Raw genomic sequence first — 25,485 nt, 5'->3', positions numbered from 1 at the left:
GCCAGAAATCAACCATGGCGCGGACTGGTAACCGACAACGGGCAACAGGTAACTGAACTCATTTGTCATGTTCAGTAAATTCCTTCGTCGGCCAGTGTTTGCCATCGTTATTTCGGTGGTCATCCTATTCCTGGGCATCCTGGCTATCAATACCCTGCCCAACTCCCAGTTCCCGGAGATTTCGCCGCCCATGGTCATGGTGAGCACGGCGTACCCGGGTGCCAGCGCCAAGGTGCTCACCGAATCGGTGCTGATTCCGCTGGAACAGGCCATCAACGGCGTGCCCGGCATGAAGTACATGACGTCCGACGCCGTATCGGCCGGGGAAGCCAATATTCAGATTGTGTTCAACCTGGGCACCGACCCCGAGCAGGCGGTAGTAAACGTGAACACCCGCATTGCGCAAATCCTGAACCGCCTGCCGGTGCTGGTGCAGCGCGAGGGCGTGGTGGTAAACCGCGTGGTGCCGAACATGCTCATGTATGTGAACCTGTATAGCAAGGACAAGAATACCGACATGCGGTACCTGTTCAACTATGCCGGGGTGAACATGCTGCCCGAAATCCAGCGCATCGACGGCATTGGCCGCGCCAGCATTCTGGGTTCGCGCCAGTACGCCATGCGCGTGTGGCTGAAGCCGGACCGCATGCGGGCCTACAACCTGTCGGTGGATGATGTGATGGAGGCCCTGAACGACCAGAGCGTGATTGGCTCGCCGGGTCGTATCGGCCGTTCCGACGGCAAGGAGGCCTCGGCGCTGGAATACGTGCTGACCTACAAGGGCCGCTTCAACGACGTGGAGGAGTACAAGAACGTTATCATCAAGGCCAACGCCAACGGTGAAACCCTCCGCCTCAAAGACGTGGCCAACGTGGAGCTGGGCTCCGAGTTCTACGACATCTACTCCAACCTCGACGGCTACCCCTCGGCGGCCATCGTGCTGAAGCAAACCTACGGCTCCAACGCCTCCGACGTAATTAAGCGCGTGAAGGACAAGCTGGACGAGCTGAAGAAAACCATGCCCCCCGGCATGGACTACAAAATCAGCTACGACGTATCGAGCTTCCTCGACGCCTCGACGGAAAACGTAATCCACACCCTGCGCGACGCCTTCATTCTGGTGGCCCTGGTGGTGTTCCTGTTCCTGGGCGACTGGCGCTCCACGCTCATTCCGATTATTGCCGTGCCGGTGTCATTGGTGGGGGCCTTCATTGCCATGCAGGCCTTCGGGATGACCATCAACATGATTACCCTGTTTGCCCTGGTACTGGCCATCGGGATTGTGGTGGATGACGCCATTGTCGTCGTCGAGGCCGTGCACGCCAAGATGGAGGAGAAGCATTTATCCCCGTACGGGGCGGTGCGCGAGGTTATCGGCGAAATCAGCGGCGCTATCATTGCCATTACCATCCTGATGACGGCGGTATTCGTGCCGGTGGCCTTTATGAGCGGTCCGGTAGGTATTTTCTACCGGCAGTTCTCCATCACCATGGCCTCGTCCATTGTGATTTCCGGTATCGTGGCCCTGACGCTGACGCCGGTGCTCTGCGCCATGATTCTGAAGAAGCACGACCCGAGCCACCCCAGGAAGAAAACGCCCATCAACCGCTTCATCGACTGGTTTAACCGCGGCTTCGAGCGCCTGACCGGCCGCTACGTGGGCTTCCTGGAGAAAGTGGTGGACCGCCGCATCGTGACCTTTGCGGTACTGGTAGCATTTGGCCTGGGCATTTTTGGTATCTCGTCCACGCTGCCCTCGGGCTTCATTCCGGCCGAAGACCAAGGCATGCTCTACGCCATCATCCAGACGCCTCCCGGCTCCACGCTGGAGCGCACCAACGCCCTCTCGCAGCAGCTTTCCAAGCTGGCCAAAGAGGTGCCCGGCATCGAAAGCATTTCTTCGCTGGCCGGTTATGAGGTACTCACCGAGGGCCGCGGCTCCAACGCCGGCACCCTGCTGATTGACCTCAAGCCCTGGGATGAGCGCAAGCAAAGCATCCACGATATTGTGATGGGCCTGGAAGAGAAGGCCAAGGAAATTCCCGGCGCGACCATCGAGTTCTTCGAGCCGCCAGCAGTACCGGGCTACGGCGCGGCGGGTGGCTTCCAGCTGCAGCTGCTCGATAAAACCGCCACCGGCGACTACAAGGCGCTGGAGCAGGTGAACGAGGACTTCATGAAGGAGCTCAAAAAACGCAAGGAGCTGGCCGGGCTGTTTACCTTCTTCTCGGCCAACTACCCCCAGTACGAGCTGCAGATTGACAACCAGCTGGCCATGCAGAAGGGCGTGAGCATCGGCAACGCCATGAACACGCTGAGCATCATGGTGGGCTCCACCTACGAGCTGGGCTTCATCAAGTACCAGCGCTTCTTCAAGGTGTTCGTGCAGGCCTCGACGGAGTACCGCCGGCTGCCCTCCGACATCCTGAACATGTGGGTGAAGAACGACAAGGGCGAAATGGTGCCGTTCTCGGCCTTCATGAAGATTGTGAAGGGCCAGGGTGCCAACGAAATCAACCGCTACAACATGTACCCCACCGCCTCCATCCGCGGCGACGCGGCTCCCGGCTACAGCTCGGGTGAGGCCATCAAGGCGGTGCAGGAAGTGGCGGCCAAAACCTTGCCCCGCGGCTACGACATCGACTGGGGCGGCTTGTCGAAGGACGAGGTGAGCCGCGGCAACGAGGCCATCTACATCTTCCTGGTGGTACTGGCCTTCGTGTACCTGGTGCTGGCCGCGCAGTATGAGAGCTTCCTGCTGCCGCTGTCGGTTATCTTCTCCTTGCCGGCCGGTATTTTCGGCTCCTTCCTGCTCATCAAAACCATGGGCCTGGCCAACAACATCTACGCCCAGGTGGGGCTGGTAATGCTGGTGGGCCTGCTGGGGAAAAACGCGGTACTGATTGTGGAATTCGCGGTGCAGAAGCACGAGGAAGGCATGTCGGTGCGCGACGCGGCCGTGGAAGGAGCCAAGGTGCGTTTCCGCCCCATTCTGATGACCTCCTTCGCCTTCATTGCCGGTCTGATTCCGCTGGTACTAGCCCACGGCGCGGGGGCCATCGGCAACCGCACCATCGGTACGGCGGCCCTGGGCGGCATGCTCTTCGGCACCGTGTTCGGGGTGATTGTGGTGCCCGGCCTGTATTACATCTTCGGCTCGCTGGCCGAGGGTCGCAAACTCATCCAAGACGAAAACGAGTATCCCGTATCCGAGGCCTTCGAGCAGCGGGTAGTAGTGGAAGAAACCGAGTCGTATGCTTAAATCACGCATTTACCAGAGTCTGAGCGCGGCCACCCTGGCCCTGGCCGTAGCCGGCTGCAAAACGCCGACGCTGGTGCAGAAACAGGAAAACAAAGTGGTGCCGGTAGCCTTTACCGGCACCGCCCAAGACTCAACCGGCAACGCCGCGCGGGTGCAGTGGCGCACATTCTTCACCGACCCCAACCTGGTGGCCCTCATCGATACGGCCCTGCAGCGCAACCAGGAGCTGAACATCACCCAGCAGGAAATTGAGCTGGCCCGGCAGGAAGTGCGCATCCGCAAGGGCGAGTACCTGCCGTTCGTGAACTTGGGGGCCCAGGCCGCCGCCGACCGGGTGGGCCGCTACACCATTCAGGGCGCGACGGAGGAGAACATCGACATTCGTCCCTCGCAGCGCACCCCCGACCCGCTCACCAACTTCCAGGTTGGTGCCTTTGCCAGCTGGGAGGTGGACATCTGGCATAAGCTGCGCAACGCCAAAAAGGCGGCGGCTTCGCGCTACCTGGCTTCGGTAGAGGGCCGGAACTTCACGGCCACCAACCTGGTAGCCGAAATTGCCACCTCCTACTATGAGCTGCTGGCCCTGGATAATCAGCTGGCCATTCTGCGGCAGAACATCGGTATTCAGACCAACGCGCTGAAGGCGGTGCGCATGCAGAAGGATGCCGCCCGGACCACCGAGCTGGCCGTGCAGCGTTTCGAGGCCCAGGTGCAGAACACCACAGCCCGGCAGTACACTATTCAGCAGCGCATCACAGAAACCGAAAACCGCATCAACTTTTTGGTGGGCCGGTATCCGCAGCCGGTAGCCCGCAACTCGGCCAGCTTCCTGGACCTGGTGCCCAAAGCCGTGCAGGCTGGCGTGCCCGCCCAACTGCTGCAAAACCGCCCCGATATCCGCCAGGCTGAGCAGAACCTGGCCGCCGCTAAACTGGACGTAACGGTGGCCCGGGCTAACTTCTACCCCCGCCTGAGCATCGACGCGGCGGCCGGCTTCCAGGCGTTCCGCCCGGGGTTGCTGGTGAATGCGCCCGAGTCGATGCTGCTGACCATTGCCGGCAACGCGGTGGCTCCGCTCATCAACCGCAACGGCATCAAGGCCCTGTACTACTCGGCCAACGCCCGCCAGACGCAGGCCGTGTTTGAGTACGAGCGCACCATCCTGAACGGCTACGTGGAAGTGGCAAACCAGCTGGCCAACATTCAGAACCTGCAGCGCAGCTACGATGCCAAAGCCAAGGAGGTGCAGGCCCTGAACCAGTCCATCAACATCTCCAGCAACCTGTTCAACTACGCCCGCGCCGACTACACCGAGGTGCTGTTCACTCAGCGCGACGCCCTGGAATCGAAGTTTGACCTGATCGAAACCAAGATGCAGCAGCTCAACGCCTCGGTAAATGTGTACCGGGCCCTGGGCGGCGGCTGGCAGTAGCAACCTACCTGCCCTTGCATCTGCTAAAACGGCTGCCACGCTCTGTGGCAGCCGTTTTTCGTTTGTCAGATGTTCGGCGCAGCTTATGCTGAAGCTCGCTCAACAGTTCGTCGCTACAGTTCAGCTGCACGGTTGAGGTTGCGGATTAGTGGCCCGGCTGCCGGTGCGGACCCGTCTGGTATCCGCTACCTTTGCAGCCGTAATGCCTGCTCCTACTTCACCTGCCCCCGTTTCTACTTCCCGCCCTGTGTATACGGTTGGGTTCTGGCTGATGTGCCTCTCGTCGATGCTCTTTTTCATGAGCTTCAACATGCTGCTGCCCGAGCTGCCCGACTACCTCACCCGCCTGGGCGGGGCCGACTACAAAGGCTTCATCATTGCCCTGTTTACCCTCACGGCCGGCATTTCGCGGCCGTTCAGCGGCAAGCTGGCCGATACCGTGGGCCGTATTCCGGTGATGGTGTTTGGCTCACTGGTGTGCTTCATTTGCGGCTTCTTTTATCCGTTCACGATGACGGTGACGGCGTTTCTGGGGCTGCGGCTGCTGCACGGGTTCAGCACCGGCTTCAAGCCCACCGGCACGGCCGCCTTCATTGCCGATATTATTCCGCTGGAGCGCCGCGGCGAGGCCATGGGCCTGCTGGGCGTGGCGGGCTCGGTGGGCATGGCGGCCGGCCCCATGCTGGGTTCGGAGCTGGCCCAACGCTTCTCCCTGGACACTTTGTTTTATTGCTCCTCGGGGCTGGCGCTGCTGAGCCTGGTGGTGCAGGGTACCATGACGGAAACCCTGCCCCGGGCCCAACGGCAGCCTTTCAGCTGGCGGCTGCTGAAGCTGGAAGGCTGGCACGAAGTATTTGAGCCGCAGGTGCTGGCCCCGGCCCTGGTAACGCTGCTGTGCCTGCTGCCCTTCGGGGCGGTGCTCACCGTGGTGCCCGACCAAAGCCGGTTCCTGGGGCTGCTGGGCAAGGACAAGGGCCTGTTCTATACCTGCTACACGGGAGCCTCGCTGGTTATCCGCCTGGTGGCCGGCCGCACCTCCGACCGGTACGGCCGGGTACCGGTACTCATTGGCTCCTCAATTATCATGGTCGCCTCGTTGGGGCTGCTGGCCCTGGCACAGTCGGTACCGGTATTTCTGGCGGGAGCTATTTTGCTAGGGCTGGGTACGGGCCTCAACTCCCCCACCCTCTACGCCTGGACGGTGGACCTGAGCCACCCTGAGCGGCGCGGCCGGGCCGTGGCCACTATGTACATTGCCCTGGAAGCCGGCATCGGTATTGGGGCGCTGCTGGCGGGGTGGATATTCAGCAACCAGGCGGCTCATCTACCCTACGTGCACGCCCTGAGTGCTGTTAGCGTGGTAGCTGCCCTGGGGTATCTGCTGGTGCTGCAGCGCACCTCGCCCCCGGCCAGCCTTGATCAACAGGAAGCGTAAGTGGATTATACTGCGCACTGTCCTTAATTTTAGGGCGACGAAGTTTAGCCGACTGTTTTTTTCTCTATATATCGTGACGTTTACTCGTGTTTTTGCGGGCTGGCTGTTGCCCGTGGTGGCGCTGGCCTGCCTCACCGGCACAGCCCGGGCGCAGGAAGTTCCCATCAAATTTGGTAAGCTGGATGCGAAAGAGGCCGCTACGCTGCTGGCCTCTCCCACCCCCGATTCCGCCGCGGCCGAAGTACTGTGCGACTTTGGCCAATCTACTATCAACGGGAAGAACGAAGGCTTTGAGCTGCGCTTTGAGCGTACGGCCCGCCTGCTGATTCGGCGGCCGGCCGGCTACGAGCATGCTACTGTGCGGGTATACCTCTACCACAACCCGCGCGAGGGCGGCCGCGAAGAGATTCAGCAGCTGAAAGGCTTCACGTACAACCTCACGGGCGGCACGCTCAGCAAAGAGCCGCTGCGCACGGAAGCCGTATTCAGCAAGAAAATAAACGAGCGGCTCGACGAGTATGCCTTCACGCTGCCCAACGTGCGCGCGGGGTCTATTCTGGAATTCACGTACGTGATTCGCTCGCCGTTCCTGTTTAATCTGCAAGACTGGCAGTTTCAGCAGGATATTCCGGTGCGCTGGAGTGAGTACCGGGCCGTTATTCCGGCTTTTTACCGCTACAAGGAGCTAACCCGCACCTACTGGCCCTTTACCATCAACGAAACCGGCACTACGCCCTACTCTACCACCTACCGGGAGTCGCAGCAAACCGGCTACGGTTCCATGACTACCGGCTCCGACCGCACGTACAACATTTCCACCCAGGCCCTGACCCGCCGTTGGGCCGCCAAAAATCTGCCGGCCTTCCACGCGGAGTCGTTTATGACTACGCGGCGCGACTACCTGACGCGGGTGGATTTTGAGCTGGAGCGCATTCAGTTCGACCCGCAGCGTAACCCGCAGTTTATAACGGGCAGCTGGGCCGATATTGAAAAGGAGCTGCTCGAGGACGAGCGGTTTGGCCAGTACCTGAAGGCAACCACGCCCCTGACCACCCTGGCTGCCATCCTCCAGCCCATGCCCAACCCCGCCGAGCGGGCCCGGGCCGTGCGGCAGCTGGTGCTGGAGCGCGTGGCGTACAACGAAATGACATCCGCGTATGCCCGGCCCGGCAGCACGGCCAAGCGCGTTACGGAGCAGCGCCAAGGCAACGCGGCCGAGGTAAACCTGCTGCTGCTGGCGGCCCTGCGGGCTGCCGGGCTGAATGCCCAGCCCCTGCTGCTCAGTACCCGCTCGAACGGGCAAATTCAGACGGAGCTGCCCGTGATGAGCCAGTTCAACTACGTGCTGGCCCACGTGACCCTGCCCGATGGGAAGGACCTGCTGCTGGATGCCACCGATGCTACTCTGCCCCCGGAGCTGCTGCCCGAAACCTGCCTGAATGGCCAGGGACGCCTGCTGGGCCCGGCCGGCCGCTGGATTAACCTGATGGATGCTGCCCCCACGCTGCTCTACACTCGCGCCCAGCTCACGGCCACGGCCCAGGGCGAACTGCGGGGCAATATTCGGCAGGAATACGCGGGATACGCCGCATACGGCCAGCGCCGCCTGCTGCCGGAGCTGCGGCAGCGCTGGCAGCAGGCGCACCCAGACTGGCAGATTGATAAGGCCGAAATAGTTGCCCCCGATGTGAGCCGGCCGGTGGTATTGGAGCTGGCTACCAGCCTGCCCGGGGCCGAGGCCCCCGCAGCTACGCTCTACCTGCGCCCCTTACAGCAGCTGGTGTTGGGCCGCAACCCATTTACGGCCACCGAGCGGCAGTTTCCGGTTGATTTCGCCACCGTACAGCGGATTGAATACTCCACCGACCTCACGCTCCCGGCCGGTTATGCCGTAGCGGAACTGCCGGCCAACATGCAGCTGGTATTGCCCAACGGCGGCGGACGCTTCCTGTTCAGCATCACCCAGCCCAGCCCCACTACTCTCAACCTAGTTGGGCGGCTGCATTTGCTCAAAACGCACTACTCCGCCGAGGAGTACCATGCCATCCGGGAGCTGTACACCACGGCCCTGAGCAAGCTGGCGGAGCCCATTGTACTGCAGCGCCGGTAGGCCGTTTTTACGGCTTAGCAGGGAAGCCCCGGAGAAGCCAATGGTATTTCAGACTCAACCGTAGGGTTCTGCGCTTCTGCGCTTGCGCTTGTTCCAAACAAGTCGGATATTTCGGTTCCGATCCTCTGCCTGTTTCTATCTACGTCATCTGTGGTGTTTTATTGCCTGCTCTGCCTGTGTGCCGCCGGGGAATATCCTAGTTGCTGAAATCCTCTTTTATTCTCTTTCGTCTTCCTATGAAGTCACCTCTACTCCGCCGGCTGCTGCTGGCTGGTGTGCTCACCGGCGCGGCCTATAACCAGGCCCAGGCCCAAGCTGACCCGCTCAAATTTGGCAAGATTGACGAGTTAGACCTTACGTCCAAAAACTTCGTGGCCGATAGTACCGCCCCGGCTGTGGTTCTGGGCGACTTCGGCCGTACCCGCTTTGAGTTCAACGACGGCCAGTTCAAAGTCGTATTCGAGCGGGTAACACGGCTGAAGATTCTCAGCAAAGCCGGCTACGAATATGCCACCGTAGAGGTACCCCTCTACCATAAGGGCGGCAGCGAGGAAAAGCTGCTGGGTCTGAAAGGCTTCACCTATAATTTGGCAAATGGCCAGGTGATAAAGGAAAAGCTCAACGCCGACGCCATTTTCCGCGAAGAAACCACGGCTAATATCACAACCCGCAAGTTTACCTTGCCCAACGTGCGCGTGGGCTCCGTTATCGAGTATACCTACCAGGTTCTGTCGCCGTTTACCTTTAATTTCCAGGACTGGACCTTCCAACGGGATATTCCGGTGCGCTGGAGTGAGTACCGGGCTGCCATTCCCGAGTATTTTGACTACAAGATGCTGATGCAGGGCTATGAGCCCTTGGAAGTGCAGGAGCGCAATCAAGCCTCCACCCAGTACACCATCAGCTGGTCGCCGACGTTGGAATTCGGTCAGCGCACATCGGGCGGCTCCCAAGTGGTTACCCCCCAGGTGACCAACCACCGCTGGGCCATGAAAAACGTACCGGCCCTGCGCGAGGAGCCCTTCATGACGACCACCGCCGATTACGTCTCCAAAATCGACTTTGAGCTGGCTGGTTTCAAGTGGCCCGATGAGCCGTACAAGCCAGTGGCCGACACGTGGGAAAAGATTGATGAGGAACTGCTGGCCCACGAAAATCTGGGTGGGCAGCTGAACCGGGCCGGCTTTCTGAAAGAGCAACTGACCATTCTGCAGGCCCAGCACCAGGAGCCCACCGCCCGCCTGGCCGCCATTCACCACTTGGTGCGCAGCAGCGTGAAGCACAACGGTACTAATGGCATGTATGCCTCTGGCCCTGTGCGACGAGCCTTCGAGCAGAAAACCGGCAACTCCGCCGATGTTAACCTGCTGCTGATTGCCGCTCTGCGGGAGGCAGGCTTCAAGGCCGATCCGCTGCTGCTTAGCACCCGCAGCCACGGCCGCCTGGCAACCAACGTACCGCTGATCTCGCGCTTCAACTACGTACTGGCCCACGTGGAACTGTCTGATGGCCACACCATGCTAGTGGATGCTACCGAGGAATTGGCCCCCTGTGGCATGCTGCCCCCGCGCTGCCTTAATGGCATGGGGCGCCTGCTAGCAGGCAAGAACGGGACCTCCCGCTGGGTGGAACTCAAGCCCGCCGACCGGATACTGCAGTACAGCCAGGTTAACCTGGTAGTAGATGAGAAAGGTGGCCTCAGTGGAAAGGTTCACCAGGAGCACGCCGGCTACCAGGCCCTGGCCCAGCGGGAAAGACTGCGCAAACTGGGTGAGAAGAAATACGTGGAGGAACTGGCCTCGGCCCACGAAAACTGGAGCATTCCCAAGTACACGTTCAAGGAACAGGCCGCGTTGCACAGACCGCTCACGCTGGACTACGAATTTGCTGCCACCGGGGCTGAAGCAGCAGTTGGCACCATCTACCTGAGTCCCCTGCACGACTTTGGCACCGAGAAAAATCCTTTTTTGCACGAAAATCGGCGCTTTCCTGTCGATTTCGGAGCCAACCTGGAGGAAACGGTCATGGTGAATCTGACCCTTCCTACCGGCTACGAGCTGGAGGAAGTACCCAAGGGCATGGTGGTAGAATTGCCCGAGGGCGGCGGCCGCTTCTCCTACATGGTGCAGCCTGGTAGCGGCACCCTGCAGATTGTCAGCCGCATGAGCCTAAACCGGACCGTGTACGCAGCCGAAGAATACGCGCACCTGCGGGAGTTTTTCAGCCGCATGATGAGCAAGCAGAGCGAACAGCTGGTCCTCAAGAAGAAAAGCTAAGCCATGCTTCGAGTTATCTATCCGGGGGTGCTGCTGTGCCTGTTGCTGCCCCCCGCGGCCTGGGCCGCCTATGGCCCGGCTCCCAAGTATGCCGTAGCCGACCTGCCCGCCGCGCTGCGCGAAAATGCCCACGCCGTTATCCGGCAGCAGCAGGAGCAGCTGCTGGTAAAATCGGCGGCGCGTACGGTGGAAACCACGCACCGGGCCGTTACGATTCTGGATGAGGCCGGGGCGCGCTGGGCGTCGGAGCTGGTGTATTACAGCTCCCTGAATAGTATCAGCTACTTCCGGGGGGCGGTGTACGATGCCGGGGGCCACCTGCTGCGGCAGCTGCGCAGTCAGGACATCCAGGACATCAGCCTTTCCGACGGGTTTAGCCTGGCCTCCGATGCCCGGGGCCGCGTAGCCGACCTCAGCCAGCCAACCTACCCCTACACGGTGGAGTTCGACTACGAAGTGGTATCGGACAATCCGCTGTTCTACTCTACCTGGCGGCCCCAGCCCGTGGAGCAGCTGGCCGTGGAGCAGGCGTCCTTTAAGGTGCTGATGCCGGCCGGCATGGCCTTGCGCTACCAGGAACAGCTACTGCCCGCCGGTACGGCCCAGGCCAAGCGTACCCAGGGCAGCCAAGAGGTATATGAGTGGCAGGTAAACAACTTGGTGGCCCGCGAGGAAGAAGCCGATGCCCCGCCCCTGGCCGAGTTGACGCCCGCCGTGTACACGGCCCCCTCTGAGTTTGAAGTGCAGGGCCACGCCGGCCGCCTTAACTCCTGGGCCGATCTGGGCCGCTGGACCTACGAGCTGAACGCCGGCCGCGACGAGCTGCCCCCGGCCCTGAAAGCCGGGGTGGCGGCCCTGGTACAAGGCGAAACCGACGAGCGGGCCCGCATCCGGAAAGTGTACCGCTTTCTGCAGGCCAATACGCGCTACATATCGGTGCAGCTGGGCCTGGGTGGCTGGCAGACGTTTCCGGCCTCCGCAGTGGCGGCCAATGGCTACGGCGACTGTAAAGCCCTCACCAATTACTGCCAGGCTCTGCTGGGGGCGGCTGGCATTACGGCCCACGCCGCCCTGGTGCGGGCGGGCTCCGATGAGCAGGACATCCGCACCGCCTTTCCCAGCTCCCAGTTCAACCACGTAGTGCTGTGCGTGCCGCTCCGGCAGAGTGCCCGTCCCGATACCGTGTGGCTGGAATGCACCAGCCAGACCAACCCGTTCGGCTACATGGGCGGCTTTACGGGCAACCGTCACGCGTTGCTGCTGCTGCCCGAAGGCGGCAAGCTGATTCCGACCCCCCGGTACGGCGCGGCGGAAAACCGCCAGGAACGGCTGGCTCACGTGTATCTGGATGTGGATGGTAACGCTACGGCTACCCTACGCACGCTGCGCACCGGGCTGGAGTACGACGCCGTTTCGGGTTTGCCGGGCCTGGAGCTGGCCGAGCAGAAAAAGCGCATTGGCAGCCGGCTGTCATTGCCCAACTTCACGCTTACCAAGGTAGCCTACCAGCACACCAGCCCAACCGCTCCGCTGCCGGGTCTCACTGAAACCCTGGCGCTGACGCTGCCGGCCCTGGCCCCGCCCAGCGGTAAGCGGGTATTCCTGACGCCCAACCTGCTAAGCCGCCTGGCCCCGCCCCAGGCCACAGTGGGGGAGCGGCAATCAGACTTGTTGCTGGACCACGCCTTCACGCAGCAGGATACGGTACTGCTGCATCTGCCCGCCAGCCTGCGCCCCGAGCAGCTGCCGGCTCCGGTGCAGCTTTCCACTCCTTTCGGCACGTACAGCACCCAGCTCACCGCGCTGCCCGATGGCAGCTTCCGCTACGTGCGCCGGTTGGTAATGCCCCGCACCCGCTTTGCCCGCACCGAGTATCCGGCGTACCTGGAGTTTCGGCGAAAAATCAGCGCGGCCGATAAGGCGCAGCTGGTTCTGCTGAAAACGGAGGCATAAACCGGTTATACCGTCTCATCTGCTACTCCCCGCTATTCCAGGTAGCGGGGAGTATTTTTTTTGCTGCCTCGGAAGAAATGCTGCCCAGGCTCCCCCGACAGGCCGGCCGAAAGGTCAGAAAATTTATCCCTCCCGGTAAGGGCCTTCGGCAGGCAAAAACTTTAACTTGGGCTGCCAATCACACCGGCTTATTCTGGCTGATACTCATTTCCTTCACTTCCATATAATGCAAGAAACGTCTACTTCATTGCGGCAGGCAGTGCGACCCTGGCTGGCGGGCAGTTTGCTGCTGGCCGGGCTCGGGGCCGCTGCTCCGGCAGCCGCTCAGCGGGTGCTGTGGGCCGATGCCGCCCCGGCAGCCGCTGCGGCACGCCCGGCCACGCAACCCCTGAGCCATTTTCGGGCCGTTGATTTCCAGTTGGCCGCTGTGCGCTCGGTACTGCGGGCTGCGCCAACCGAGCGGGCCACGGCGGCCCGCGCTGCCGCGCCCGTTATCTCGCTGCCGCTGCCCGATGGCACGTCGCAGCGGTTCCGGGTGGTGCAGGTGCCGGTAATGGCCCCGGAGTTGGCAGCCAAATACCCCGATATTCGCACCTACGCCGCTCAGGGCATCGACGACCCCACCGCCACCGCCCGCCTCGACATCAGCCCCGACGGGCTGCACGCCATGATTCTGTCGGCCCGGAGCACCGTATACATCGACCCGGCCGAGCGGGGCCAGCAAACTCACCTGGTGTTTGAGCGTCGCGCCATGAACCGGAGTGCTTTCCCATTTGTGTGCGCTACCGCCTCGGATAACAGCCCCGAGCCAATGATAACGGCGGCCCAGCGCGCGGCCGTGGCCAACGGCACCACCCTGCGCACCTACCGCCTGGCCCTGGCCTGCACCGGCGAGTACACGGCCTTCCACGGAGGCACCAAAGCCGGGGCTATGGCCGGCATGGTGGCCTCCATGAACCGCGTGAATGGCATCTATGAAAAGGAGCTGGCCGTGCGCATGGTGATAATTCCCCAGAACGATACGCTCATCTTCCTGAACCCCGATACGGACCCGTACACCAATACCAGCGGTCCGGCCATGCTCAACGAAAACCAGGCCACGGTGGATCTGCGCGTTGGCTCGGCCAACTACGACATCGGGCACGTGTTCAGTACCGGGGGCGGGGGCATAGCCCAGAAGCCGTCGGTGTGCGTTTCCGGCAAAGCCCGGGGCGTAACCGGCTCCTCCGCGCCGCGCAACGATGCCTTCGACGTGGACTATGTAGCCCACGAAATAGGCCATCAGTTTGGGGCCGACCACACCTTTAACAGCGTTACCGGCAGCTGCGGGGGCGTTAACCGGGCCCCCAACTCGGCCTACGAGCCGGGTTCGGGTACTACCATCATGGCTTACGCGGGTATTTGCGGCATTGATGACCTGCAACGCAACTCCGACCCCTACTTCCACTCCCGGAGCTTCGACCAGATTGTGGCTCACATCACCGGCCTGGGCAACTGCTCCGTCAATACGGCCACCGGCAACACGCCGCCCGTAGTAAACGCCGGCCGCAACTACGCTATTCCGGTGAGTACTCCCTTTGTGCTCACTGGTTCGGCGACGGATGCCAACAACGACGCGCTTACCTACAGCTGGGAGCAGTACAACCTGGGCAACGGGGGCGCCCCCAACTCGCCCTCGGGCGATGCGCCGCTGTTCCGGTTTTTCACGCCCACTACCAGCCCTACGCGCACCTTCCCCCGCCTCACCGACCTGATCAGCAACACCCAGACCAAGGGAGAATTGCTGCCCAGCTACGGCCGCCGGCTGATTTTCCGGCTGGTCGCCCGTGATAACCGCGTGGGCGGAGGCGGCGTGGACTACGACTCGATGAACGTGGTGGTGGTGGGTTCAGCCGGGCCATTTGTGGTGACGGCCCCCAACACGGCCACCAACTGGGTAGTCGGCGCTCCGCAGCAGGTTACCTGGAACGTGGCCAACACTACGCAGGCTCCTATCAGCGCCGCCAACGTGGACATCCTGCTTTCCACCGACGGGGGCCTTACCTACCCCACCACCCTGCTGGCCAACACTCCCAACGACGGCTGCGAAACCCTGACGGTGCCCGCTACCGTGGCCGCTTCCTCGCAGGCGCGCATTCGGGTGCAGGCTACGGGGGGTATCTTCTTCGATATTTCCAACCAGAATTTTACGCTGGAAACGCCCTCGGGCCCCACGTTCTTCCTGCAGGGGCCGGGCTGCGGCGCGCCGGCCCTGTCGTTCTGCCCGGGTGCTTCCGGCAGTGTAGCCGTAACCGTAGGACAATTGCAGAATTTTACCGGTGACGTAACGCTCTCGGCTACCAACCTGCCCACGGGCATCACCGTTACCTACCCCACCGCCACGGTACAGGCCGGGGCCAGCACTACCGCCACCATCAGCGCGGGCAGCACGGCGGCGGCGGGCACCTACATCATTCGCCTGACGGGCACCAGCGGCGGCGTTATCCGCTACCAGGATGTCACCCTGACCATTCAGCCTTCGGCTACGCAGGCGGCCGTGGTGAGGGCCCCCACCAGCGCCAGCGCCACTACCCTGCGCCCCGTCATTAGCTGGGATGCCGTGCCGAATGCTACGGCCTACGAAGTGCAGGTAGCCTCCGACGCCGCTTTCACCACCATTGTGCAGCAACAAACCAACATCACGGGTACCAGCTACACCCTTGCCGCCCCCTTGCTGCCCAGCACTACCTACTACGTGCGGGTGCGCGGCCTGAGCCCCTGCAGCACGGCCCCGTTCTCGGCCGTAGTGCAGTTTACCACCGGCACCCAAACCTGCCAGAGCACGGTGGCCACTACCGTGCCCCGTACTATTCCGGCCGGAGCAACGGCCACGGTTACGTCGGTTATCAATGTGCAGAACGCGGAAGTGGTATCCGCCATCCGGGTGCGCAACCTCACCATCACGCACCCGGACGTGAGTGAGCTGGAAATTTCCCTGACCAACCCGGCAGGCAAGCGAGCGGTACTGTTCGCGCGGGCCTGCCCGGGCACCAGCAACCTCAGTATCTCGTTTGATGAAGCGGCCGCCGCTGCCCTGGCCTGCCCGCTTACCAGCGGGGCCACCGTACGGCCGGCCACCTCCCTGGCCGAGCTGCTGAATACGGCCGCTACCGGCAACTGGACCCTGACCATTGCCGATAACAACGCGGCCAACGGCGGCACCCTCACGGGCTGGACGCTGGAGCTCTGTACCCTGGGCGCCCTGCCCGCCGCGCCGGCGTCCCTCACCGCACTGGCCCCCGTTGTTACCGCTACCTCAGCCAGCATTGATATGATCTGGCTGGACAACTCGGGCAACGAAACCGGCTTTGAGATTGAACGTTCCCGCTCGGGCGGGGCCTTCGCCCGCATTGCCACGGTGGCCGCCAATACCACCTTCTACACCGACCAGGTAACGTCTAACGGAGCCTATTGCTACCGCGTGCGGGCTATAAACCCCACCGGGGCCTCAGCCTACAGCAATGAAAGCTGCCAGACGGTAGCCGGGGTAACGGCCCTCAGCAACGCCACGCTGCTGCAAGGCATTGAGGTGGCCCCCAACCCCAGCGCCGGCGTATTCAACGTGCGCATCGACAATGCCCAGCAGGGCAGCATCACGCTGCGCGTGACGGATGCGCTGGGCCGGCAGGTGCAAACCCAGACGCTGAACAAAGGGGCCACTGCCCTGCAGGTGCCCCTGGACCTCAGTCGTCTTACCATGGGCGTGTACACCCTCCACTTCGATATGCCCAACGGCTCGACGGTAGTGCGCCTGCTGAAGCAATAAATCAGCCTCATGAACATGAAGAAGCCGGCTCCTGCTACAGGGGCCGGCTTTTTCTATGCTTTTGAATTTCCTCCGGAACCAGGCGGTGCGGATGCCGAGACACCAGCAGCAGCATGTCTCTACACCGGGGTATGCACCGTTCGGCACCCTGTAGTACACCGCACGTATTGCGCCGCAACCTCTCCTTCAGAACCGGTAGCGAAGCTGAGCGTGCACCTCGGAACGGCGGGAACCCTGGATTTCCTCCAGACCGGAGCCCACGGTGCGCTGGTGGCGGTAGTGCGTATCGGCGTAGCGCAGCCAGAGCGTGAGGTGGCGGCTGACTTCTACCTGAGCCAGCACGTAGGCGCGGGTGCCCTGCCCGTAAAGAGCGGGCACCGAAAAGGCGTACAGTACATCCTGCTCGAACACGTACTGGCGGGTGTCGTAATCATCGGTATCGAAGAGGGCGTAGCGGGCGGTAAGGCGCAGGCGAGGCAGCGGCTGCACGGTCACGTCCTGGGCCAGCACGTAACCGTGGCGGGCGGGGCCGGCATCTTCCCGGTACTCGGAGCCTTGTACGCGGGTACGCAGGCTCAGAAACGCGGCAGGGCTGGCATCGTAAAACAACAGGAAGCTACGGCGGCGCGTGGGCACGGGCAGAGGCACCGGCCGCAGCGTATCGGCGTCGTACGCTTTGGTGCGCTGCCGGATCTGGGCGTAGAGCAGGCTGGTTTTGGTGGGGCTGAAGGCGAGGCGCACCAGCCAGTCGTGGCCGGTGGTGGGGGCCCCGGCCTGGTAGCGCAGCCACGGAAACCGGAACCTATCATAGTACGCCGACACCTCCCAGCGGGCCGCCGGCCGCAGCTTCAGCCCCAGGTACAAGCCGCTTTCGTTGATGTTGCGGGTGTTTTCGCTGAGAGCGTTGCCGTAGAGCGTGTGAAAGTTGCGGGCGTAGTGCCGGTACAGCGCCGACACGTCCACATTCGGAGCCAGACTGGCCAGCAGGCCGTTCACGGTGCCCAGCCCGCCTCCGCTGCTACGGGCCGTTTCGCCGAACAATAGCAGGTTACGCCACACGTAGCTGTAGTTGGCACTGAGGGCCAGGTTGCGCCGCCCGCGTAGCTCGAAGGCATTATACGGCTCGTCGCGGCGCAGCAGGGGCTTATCGAAAAGCGTATTGACGGCCGTGATGCCCGCCTGCAGGTCGCCACTGGTGCTGGCGTAGCTGAGGTTGCCGCCCAGCACGGTTTCGCGTAGGGCCTGGCGGTTGGCCAGTTCGGTGGGTGTGCGGTGCATGCCGGTCAGCAGCAGGCCGGAGGTGAATTCACTGAAATCAGCCAGCGAATCACGCGCTGCTTGCAGAGAGGCATCCACCCGCTTGCGGGAGGCAAACGCCGTGGCCCGCACGGTACTGGTAACGGCCACCGTGGCCGCCGCGCCCCGGAAAAACGTGCTTTCCAGCACCGAAGAATACGGCCGCACGCCCACCGAGCTGCGCCGCAGGGTAGTAATGGTTTCGGCCCCCTTCCCCACCGCCAACCCCGACGACAGCAGCAGCCCCTGCCCGTACTGCAGCTGATAATCACCCAGCGCCAGGGTTTTGAGCCGGCCCCGCTCCTGCAGCACGAAATGACCGGAGTAGAAATCGGCCCCGTAGCGGCGGGTTTTCGGGTCCCAGGTAAATTGCTCGCCGGCATCCTTTTCGGCCGTGAGGCCCAGGCTGAAATCCTTGCTGTGGCTCACGCGGTAGCGCACCAGCAGCTTATCGGGGGAGCCCAGGTAGCGGGAGGCGGGGGCGCCGGTACTAGTGGTATCGGGCGGCAGGTAGCCGGGACGGCCCTGCAGCGTCCGCTGGTAGCGCACGAACAGGGCGTTATTGTCTTCCTGCCAGATGCGCCGCCACAGCGGTCCGCGGGCGGCGTTAGGGTCCGTAGTCAGCACCGACACGAAGGGGGCCACTCGATAGATAGTGCGCAAATCAATGCCCTGAACACCCTGCAGCTCATACAGGCTCAGCAGCGCGCCGTTGCGCTGCCGGTGCTCCAGCAGGTTGGTAATCTGGGTTTCGGAGAGCAGCAGCAGGCCGCGCAGCTCCTCACGGGTGGCCGTGTTGAGGTTGAGCGGGGTCTGGTAGTATTGCAGCAGGGTTTCGTAGAGGTCCTCGTAGGGCACCTGGTCGGTCTGAATTTCGGCGAACAGCTCCTGCGTGAGCCGGTCAAGGTCGGGCACGGCGGGGCGCGGGTACTCCTGGGCCCGGGCCACGGTGGCCGCGAGCAGCAGCACTCCGGCCACAACTACACGGCGGCTCATGGCTGGGGCTGCGGTTTGGCCCACACGTAGGCCACGCTCAGCTGCTGACTCAGGCCCAGGGCCTCGTGCCAGGCGGCGGCGTAATCCACCTGAAACTGCCCGGCCTTCAGCCCTACCCCGCCGGTAAGCTGCTGCATGAGCGTTGACAGCCCGGCCCGCACGACCAGCATCGGCACTGGCTGGTACTCCAGCCCGGCCTTGAAGTCGGCATCCTGCTCCACGTCCTTCTCGGTTTCGGCCAGCAGCAGCACTTTTTCGGAGGCGCGCCACGCCAGTCCGGCCCGCAGCACGGTGGGCAGGCGTTCCTGCTGGTACTCGTAGAGGCGGGCTTGGTTGAGGTTGTAGAGCGTGGCCCCGAAGGTGAGCTTGCGCGGGATGATATCGGCCTGCCCGCCCAGGGAGGCGGCCACCACGCGCCGGCTCCCGAGCCCCTCAAAGCTGGTTTGCAGCACTTCCACCCGCGCTCCTACCCGCACCGTGCCCAGCTGATAACCGTAGCCCAGCCCCAGCCGCTGCTCCGAGTACAGCTTGCTCCCGAACCGGTGGGCCGTGAAGCCCACCACGCCGTAGCGCGGGGCCTCGGCCGCCGCCACCGCCGCGGCTACGCCCGCAACGGGAGCAACCGGCTGCCCCGACCGGTAGCCGATGGGCACGGTCACCATCAACGAAGCCGTATTCAGCGCCGGTAACAAGTAGCGGTTTTCGGCCCCCACGCCCACCGCGGGCCGCGTCAGACTGCCCAGCGCCGCCGCGTTGGCCGCGCCGGCCCAGCCGTCGTTTTCCAGCACACTCCCGATGTGCCCCAGCCCGGCCGCGCGGGCACCCCACAGGCCGGGGCCGTTGCCCTGGGCGTAGGCAGTAGTAGCAAATACCATAAGCACCCCTGATAACAGGTAGATTTTCAGCATAGAGAAGGATAACGGTTTCTATTGCTGGAAAATAGCTACTTCAGCTGAACCGTACAACGGCGCTGAGTTCGGGAACAAAAAGATTCCTGCGGTACCACGGTTCCTTATCCAAAGCCGGAGGCGAAGCATGACGAGCTGTTACTATACTGCTCACGTAGCCCGGATGCCAACCGCAAAAAGCCCCGGCACCATCTGGTACCGGGGCTTTTTGCGGTTGGCATCCGGGCTAACCCGCGCAGTCCTACAGCATGGCAGCGTCCTTCTTGCGCTTGATTTTGGTTTTACCGCCTTTATCAGTTTTCACCTTCATCTTCTCCACGTCGCTCATATCGGCACCGGTGGCGGTGGCGGGGCCCACGCCGGGGTTGGGAGCACCGTTGACCAGCGTCATTTCATCCACGATGTGCTTGGCACCACCCAGCTTCTCAATGCACCAGAGCACGTAGCGGATGTCGGCGTTGATGCAGCGCTTCAGGTCAGGGTCGTAGGCCAGGTCGCCGGTCATGGCCTCCCAGTTGCCATCGAAGGCCAGGCCAATCAGCTCGCCGCGGCCGTTGATAACGGGGGAGCCGGAGTTGCCGCCGGTGATGTCGTTATCGGTGATGAAGGCTACGGGCAGGTTGCCCTGCTTATCGGCGAAGCGGCCATAATCCTTCATTTTGAGCAGTTCCAGCTCTTTTTGGGGCACCACAAACTCGGGGTTGGTGGCATCTTCCTTCTCCAGAATACCCTGGGCAGTGGTTTTGTAGTCGTACTCCACGGCGTCGCGGCCTTTGTAGGGGCGCACGGTGCCGTAGCTCAGGCGGATAGTGGAGTTGGCATCGGGCGAGTATACCTTCTGGCTGTTTTTCTCGCGCAGGGCGGCCACGTACAAACGGTTGGCGCGGCCCAGGCCGGCCTGCAGGCCCTGCAGCTTGGGCAGGATGTTCTGCACGTAGTTGGAGTACACCGACTGGTAGGTTTTGTAGCCGGGGTCAGCTTCCAGCTTGGCTAGCGTGGGCGCGGCCAGGAAGGCGTTTACCTTGGCTTCCGAGGTTAGGAAGGAGTTGCTGAACACGTAGTCGGCGTATTTCTGCATGGAGCCGCCGTACTGTTTCTGCACCGTCTGGAACACGTCGGGCTGCTGGTCTTTGGGCACGTCCTGCATGTACAGGTTCATCAGGGCCGCAAACACCTTCTTATCAGTGGGGGCGCTGTAGTCTTTGAAGTAGTCGGCTACGGGCTCTTTCAGGTCGGCTACCGCCTTATCGATTCCGGCTTTGTCGCCGGCTTTCAGCGCAGTAGCCAGGGGCACCATGCGGGCGGCCAGGGTCACGATTTCGGTGCCGAAAGCGGCTTCGTTTACGTACTGGCTGCTGAGGTTGTACTGGCGGATGCCGGCGTAGCTCTGGTTGATGGTGTTCAGGGCCTCACCGTACTGCTGAGCCCGGGTGGGGTCCTGGGCAATCCACTCCATGAGGGCTTTTTCCTCCGCCTTCTTGGCATCCACGGTTTTCAACCGCTTCATGCCTTCGTTCTGGCCGATGAAATACTTCCAGTAGTTGGCAATGTTGGCATATTTGGAGGCGTATTTCAGGCGCAGAGCCGCATCCTGGTCCATATCCTCTTTCCACAGCTTCAGGCGGGTGTCGCGCAGTTTGATGCGGGCGGGGTTGCTCTGGTCGAGGGTCAGCTGCAGGCCGGCAGCGGGCAGGAAACGCTGAGTACGGCCGGGAAAGCCGAATACCATGGCAAAATCACCTTCATTCACGCCCTGCAGGGCCACGGGCAGATGTTTTTTCGGCACGTAGGGCACGTTGCCCTCCTGAGGGCCGGCGGTGGGCTGGTTGTTCTTGTCGGCGTACACCCGAAACATGGAGAAGTCGCCGGTGTGGCGGGGCCACATCCAGTTGTCGGTGTCGCCCCCGAACTTGCCCACGGCTTCCGGTGGCGCGCCTACCAGGCGCACATCACCAAAGCGCTGGTAAATGAACAGGTAGTACTCGTTGCCCCCGAACATGTCGCGCACGTAGGCTACGTATTTGCCGTTTTCCTTGGCGTTATCGGCCATTTCCTTCTGCCGCTTCTGAATAGTGGCCATCCGCTCCTGCTCGGAAGTAGCCGGTGTAATGCCTTCCAGCACCTTACCGGTTACGTCTTCCATGCGCACCAGAATATCCACGAACAGGCCGGGGTTCTTCTTCTCCTCCGCCTTGCTGGCGGCGTAGAAGCCGTTCTGCAGAATGTTGTTTTCGGGGGTGCTATGGCTCTGAATGGCGTCGTAGCCGCAGTGGTGGTTGGTGAGGAGCAAACCCTGGCTGCTCACGAACTCGCCGGTGCAGAAGCCGCCCAGCTGCACCACGGCGTCTTTCAGCGAGGCATTGTTGACGTCGTAGATTTCCTCGGCCGTGAGCTTGAGGCCTTTCTTCTGCATGTCGGCCTGGTTGAGGCGCTTCACAAACAGGGGCAGCCACATGCCTTCATCGGCGCGGGCGGCCAGAGGTAGCAGCAGGGTAAGCAGCAGCACCTTGGCCCAGTGTTGTTTTTGCATAGTAGTTGGGGTGGATGAGTGGTTTTGCGGCGAAGGTACGCAACTACCCGATTCGTTCGGGCTCAACGGTACCACCGCCGCGCTTCACTGGAAACTCCTCCCTTAACCCCGCTGTTCTCATCTTTCCCGACCTTTGCCTGCGTTATGACCTACCTGTTCCGCCAACTGGTGCTGGGCCTGCTCTGGGTGTACCGCCACCTGATTTCGCCCCTGAAGCCACCCAGCTGCCGCTATACGCCTACCTGCTCGGCCTACGCCGTGCAGGCCGTCACCAAGTACGGCCCATGGCGCGGCGGCTGGCTGGCCCTGCGCCGCATCGGCCGCTGCCACCCCTGGGGCAGCCACGGCCACGACCCGGTACCGTGAGTGAGCGAGTGTCATTGCGAGGAGGCACGACGAAGTAATCTTTCCTTCTCCAAGCGAGCAAGGTTGGCTTACGCAAAAGCCCCTGACGCCAGAATTAGGCGTCAGGGGCTTTTCATTTTTTCAAGGCTTCTACCTCCGAACAGGAAGGAGTGCATCGCCGTCGGCTTGCAATGACACGTTACTTACTACCAAAATTTAATGTACAGAGCCGAAATCAGCAGCACAATCAGCACAATAAGGGCCTGCTGCTTGGGCGTGGTGCGGAACAGACCGGTGGGCAGGGAAATGGCGTTGGGGTTGATGGCCGGCCCGGCCAGGCTGACCACTATCATCAGCAGGGCCGTCAGGAAAAACGACCAGCCCATGCTCACCAAGAAGGGCACCTCGTACACGCCATTCGCGTTGGGGAAAGCCGAATACAGCAGCGTTTCATTGCCAAACAAGCGGGGTGCAAAGTCATTGAACAGCAGAGAGAAGCCGAAACCCGCCAGTACGCCAATTACGGCCGCAGTGGCCGTAGTCCGCTTCCAGAACATACCCAGCAGGAATACGGCCACAATGCCGGGCGAGATATAGCCCGTGTATTTCTGCACGTACGTGAAGCCCCCGGCCCCGCTGATGCCCAGCAAATCTTTCCAGGTGAAGGCCACAGCCAGCACCATTGCCAGCAGAATGGTCAGGCGGCCCACGCGCACCAGCTTCTGTTCGTCCGCCTCTTTATCCAGGTAACGCTTGTAGATATCGAGGGTGAAAATGGTGGAGATGGAGTTAGCCTTGCCGGCCAGGGAGGCCACAATGGCCGCCGTGAGAGCCGCCAAGCTCAGGCCTTTGAGGCCGTTGGGCAGGAAAGTGAGAATGGCCGAGTAGGCGTTGTCGGGGTTGAGCGAGCCGCCGGCACTCATTTCCTGCTGCAACGCGCCCTGCTGGTGCAGTACATAGGCCGCAATACCGGGCAGCACTACTACCAGCGGCATAATCAGCTTGAGCAAAGCCGCAAACAGGATACCGGTGCGGGCCGTGTTCAAATCGGCCCCCAGGGCGCGCTGGGTAATGTACTGGTTGCAGCCCCAGTAATTGAGGTTGGCTACCCACTGCCCACCGGCATACATGGCCAAGCCCGGCAAGGCCAGATACTTGCTGATGTATTCCTGGCTGGAGTTGGGCGTGGGCTTGGCGAAAATCATGTGAAAATGGTCATCGGCGGAATGCAGCAGCTGCTGGAAACCAGCCAGAGCACTGTTGCCGAGGCCAAACTTCTGACTTACCAGCACCAAAGCCAGGTAGCTGGTAGCCAGCCCGCCCAGCAGCAGCACGGTCACCTGCACCACGTCGGTGTAGCCCACCACTTTCATGCCGCCCAGCGTGATGAAGAGCGCAAACACGGCCAGGCCAATCAGAATCAGGTGAAAGGAACTACCGTCGGGGCTGCCCACCAGGTTGTTGATGGCCAGCGCCCCCAGGTACAGAATCACCGTGAGGTTGACCAGCACGTACAGAAACAGCCAGAAAATACTCATGATCAGGCTGAGCGTGGCATTGTAGCGCTGCTCCAGAAACTGCGGCATCGTGTAAATCTTCTGCCGCAGGTAAATGGGCATGAAATACACGGCCACAAATACCAGCACCAGTGCCGCTACCCACTCGTAGGCAGCCACGGCCAAGCCCTGCGTAAACCCCGCTCCGGAAGCTCCAATGAACTGCTCGGCCGAAATATTGGAGGCAATCATGCTGGCCCCAATAGCCCACCACGTGAGCGAACCTTCGGCCAGAAAGTAGTCTTTGGTGGAGAGTTGGGAGCTTTGTTTCCGCCGGTAGATGTAGTAGCCGTAGCAGGACACGCCCACCAGGTAAAACAGGAAGACCGCCAGGTCAAGTGCGTTAAGTGAATTCATGCAAGGGGGGTTGAACGCGTAGTAAGCAAGGTACGGCTGATTGATGAGCCCGCAACAGCCCGTATGGCTTACTTGCGCACGCCGAAGGTGTAGCTGGTGGTGGAGCGCAGCGTCTGGCCGGGCTGCAGGATGGGGCTGGGGAAGGCGGGCTGGTTGGGCGAATCGGGGAAGTGCTGGGTTTCCAGGCAAAAGCCCGCGTGCTTGCCGTACACCTTGCCGCCCTTGCCCTTCAGGCTGCCGTCCAGAAAGTTGCCGGTGTAGAACTGCACGCCCGGCTCGGTGGTGCGCACCGTCATGGTGCGGCCCGTGGTGGACTCGTACACCGTGGCCGCCTCGTGCAGGCCGTCGGTCTGGGTGAGTACCCAGTTGTGGTCGTAGCCGCCGGGCACCTGGGCTATCCGCTCCCCAATGGCGTGGGCTGAGGTGAAGTCGAAAGGCGTGCCCTTTACCGGGCGCAGCTCCCCGGTCGGAATCAGACTAGCATCCACCACCGTGTAGCGGTCAGCCGGGAGGGTCACCTCGTGGCCCAGCACATCGGCTCCGGCGCCCAGGTTGAAGTAGCTGTGGTTCGTGAGGTTCACGGGCGTGGCCTTATCAGTGGTGGCCGCGTAGTCAATCTGCAGCGCATCGTCCGGGGTCAGCGTGTAGACCACCGTCACCTGCAGGGTGCCGGGGTAGCCTTCCTCGCCGTCCTTGCTGCGGTAGCGGAGCGTGAGCGTCTGCCCCTGGGCCGAGGAGCCGGGCTGGGCCTGCCACACTACTTTGTCAAACCCTTTCAGGCCCCCGTGCAGGTGGTTGGGGCCGTTGTTGGTGGCCAGCGTGTACTCTTTGCCGTCGAGCGTGAAGCGGCCCTTGGCAATGCGGTTGCCGTAGCGCCCGATCAGGGCCCCGAAGTAAGGACCGGATTTCCGGTATTCGGGGCTCTGGTAGCCGGCCAGGCTGTCGAAGCCCAGCACCACGTCGCCGAGCTGCCCTGCTTTATCAGGCACCAGCAGGCTGGTGACGGTGCCGCCGTAGGTGCTGATGGTGGCTTTGAGCCCGTGGGCGTTGGTGAGCGTGTAGAGTTGTACGTCCGTGCCGTCGGGCAGGCGACCGAACGAGCTGGCAGTTGGTTTCATAGCCACAGAATCGGAAGAAGCAGAGGAAGAAGGGGCCTCAGATTGGCCAGCGGGAGTAGAGGGCGAGGAACAAGCCGACAGGGCCAGTCCAGCCAGCACAAGACTC

Annotated in this window: 13 protein-coding genes; 8 read left to right on the top strand and 5 right to left on the bottom strand. The window is 62.2% G+C overall.

The window, feature by feature from the left end; translation table 11 throughout:
- The first annotated feature begins 67 nt into the window (after positions 1-67).
- The 7 genes from ACN19L_RS16360 (at position 68) to ACN19L_RS16330 (ending at position 16,273) form a co-directional block, all read left to right on the top strand.
- Positions 68-3,262, top strand: a complete 3,195-nt coding sequence (locus ACN19L_RS16360; RefSeq protein ID WP_426490540.1) for an efflux RND transporter permease subunit — start codon at positions 68-70, stop codon at positions 3,260-3,262.
- Positions 3,255-4,694 (top strand): TolC family protein, encoded by a 1,440-nt coding sequence (locus ACN19L_RS16355; RefSeq protein ID WP_426490539.1) that lies wholly within the window; start codon positions 3,255-3,257, stop codon positions 4,692-4,694. The genes ACN19L_RS16360 and ACN19L_RS16355 overlap by 8 nt, the downstream gene beginning before the upstream one ends.
- Positions 4,695-4,941: 247 nt before the next feature.
- Entirely contained in the window at positions 4,942-6,129 is a 1,188-nt protein-coding gene (locus tag ACN19L_RS16350; protein ID WP_426490538.1) for an MFS transporter, read from the top strand.
- A 73-nt stretch (positions 6,130-6,202) separates the two neighbouring features.
- Positions 6,203-8,239 carry a transglutaminase domain-containing protein gene (locus ACN19L_RS16345; protein ID WP_426490537.1) on the top strand — a complete coding sequence of 679 codons (2,037 nt, stop codon included), beginning with the start codon at positions 6,203-6,205 and terminating at the stop codon, positions 8,237-8,239.
- Positions 8,240-8,475: 236 nt separating this feature from the next.
- A complete protein-coding gene (locus tag ACN19L_RS16340; RefSeq protein WP_426490536.1) occupies positions 8,476-10,515 on the top strand; it encodes a DUF3857 domain-containing protein in 2,040 nt (679 codons plus the stop codon).
- A 3-nt stretch (positions 10,516-10,518) separates the two neighbouring features.
- Positions 10,519-12,468 (top strand): DUF3857 domain-containing protein, encoded by a 1,950-nt coding sequence (locus ACN19L_RS16335; RefSeq protein WP_426490535.1) that lies wholly within the window; start codon positions 10,519-10,521, stop codon positions 12,466-12,468.
- A gap of 226 nt (positions 12,469-12,694) precedes the next feature.
- Complete coding sequence (locus ACN19L_RS16330; RefSeq protein ID WP_426490534.1) at positions 12,695-16,273, top strand: reprolysin-like metallopeptidase; 3,579 nt, start codon at positions 12,695-12,697, stop codon at positions 16,271-16,273.
- Positions 16,274-16,459: 186 nt separating this feature from the next.
- On the opposite strand, the gene ACN19L_RS16325 is transcribed toward ACN19L_RS16330, so the two are convergent.
- The 3 genes from ACN19L_RS16325 to ACN19L_RS16315 form a co-directional block, all read right to left on the bottom strand.
- Complete coding sequence (locus tag ACN19L_RS16325; protein ID WP_426490533.1) at positions 16,460-18,565, bottom strand: helix-hairpin-helix domain-containing protein; 2,106 nt, start codon at positions 18,563-18,565, stop codon at positions 16,460-16,462.
- Positions 18,562-19,473, bottom strand: coding sequence for a hypothetical protein (locus ACN19L_RS16320; RefSeq protein WP_426490532.1), 912 nt, complete (start codon positions 19,471-19,473; stop codon positions 18,562-18,564). The genes ACN19L_RS16325 and ACN19L_RS16320 overlap by 4 nt, the downstream gene beginning before the upstream one ends.
- A 241-nt stretch (positions 19,474-19,714) precedes the next feature.
- Positions 19,715-22,003 carry a S46 family peptidase gene (locus ACN19L_RS16315; protein ID WP_426490531.1) on the bottom strand — a complete coding sequence of 763 codons (2,289 nt, stop codon included), beginning with the start codon at positions 22,001-22,003 and terminating at the stop codon, positions 19,715-19,717.
- A 144-nt stretch (positions 22,004-22,147) separates the two neighbouring features.
- Between ACN19L_RS16315 and yidD the strand changes: the two genes are divergently transcribed.
- Entirely contained in the window at positions 22,148-22,369 is a 222-nt protein-coding gene (yidD, locus tag ACN19L_RS16310; RefSeq protein ID WP_226271031.1) for a membrane protein insertion efficiency factor YidD, read from the top strand.
- A gap of 185 nt (positions 22,370-22,554) precedes the next feature.
- On the opposite strand, the gene ACN19L_RS16305 is transcribed toward yidD, so the two are convergent.
- The gene (locus ACN19L_RS16305) at positions 22,555-24,261 is read right to left on the bottom strand and encodes a sodium:solute symporter family transporter (RefSeq protein ID WP_426490530.1); all 1,707 of its coding nucleotides are present in this window, start codon (positions 24,259-24,261) and stop codon (positions 22,555-22,557) included.
- 68 nt (positions 24,262-24,329) lie between these two features.
- A complete protein-coding gene (locus ACN19L_RS16300; RefSeq protein WP_426490529.1) occupies positions 24,330-25,379 on the bottom strand; it encodes an aldose epimerase family protein in 1,050 nt (349 codons plus the stop codon).
- Positions 25,380-25,485 lie beyond the last annotated feature (106 nt).

Origin of the sequence: Hymenobacter sp. 102 (assembly GCF_049949205.1) — a bacterium.
GTDB lineage: Bacteria > Bacteroidota > Bacteroidia > Cytophagales > Hymenobacteraceae > Hymenobacter.
The sequence above is the reverse complement of the archived record's forward strand: the minus strand, read 5'-3'. Positions and strand labels throughout refer to the sequence as shown.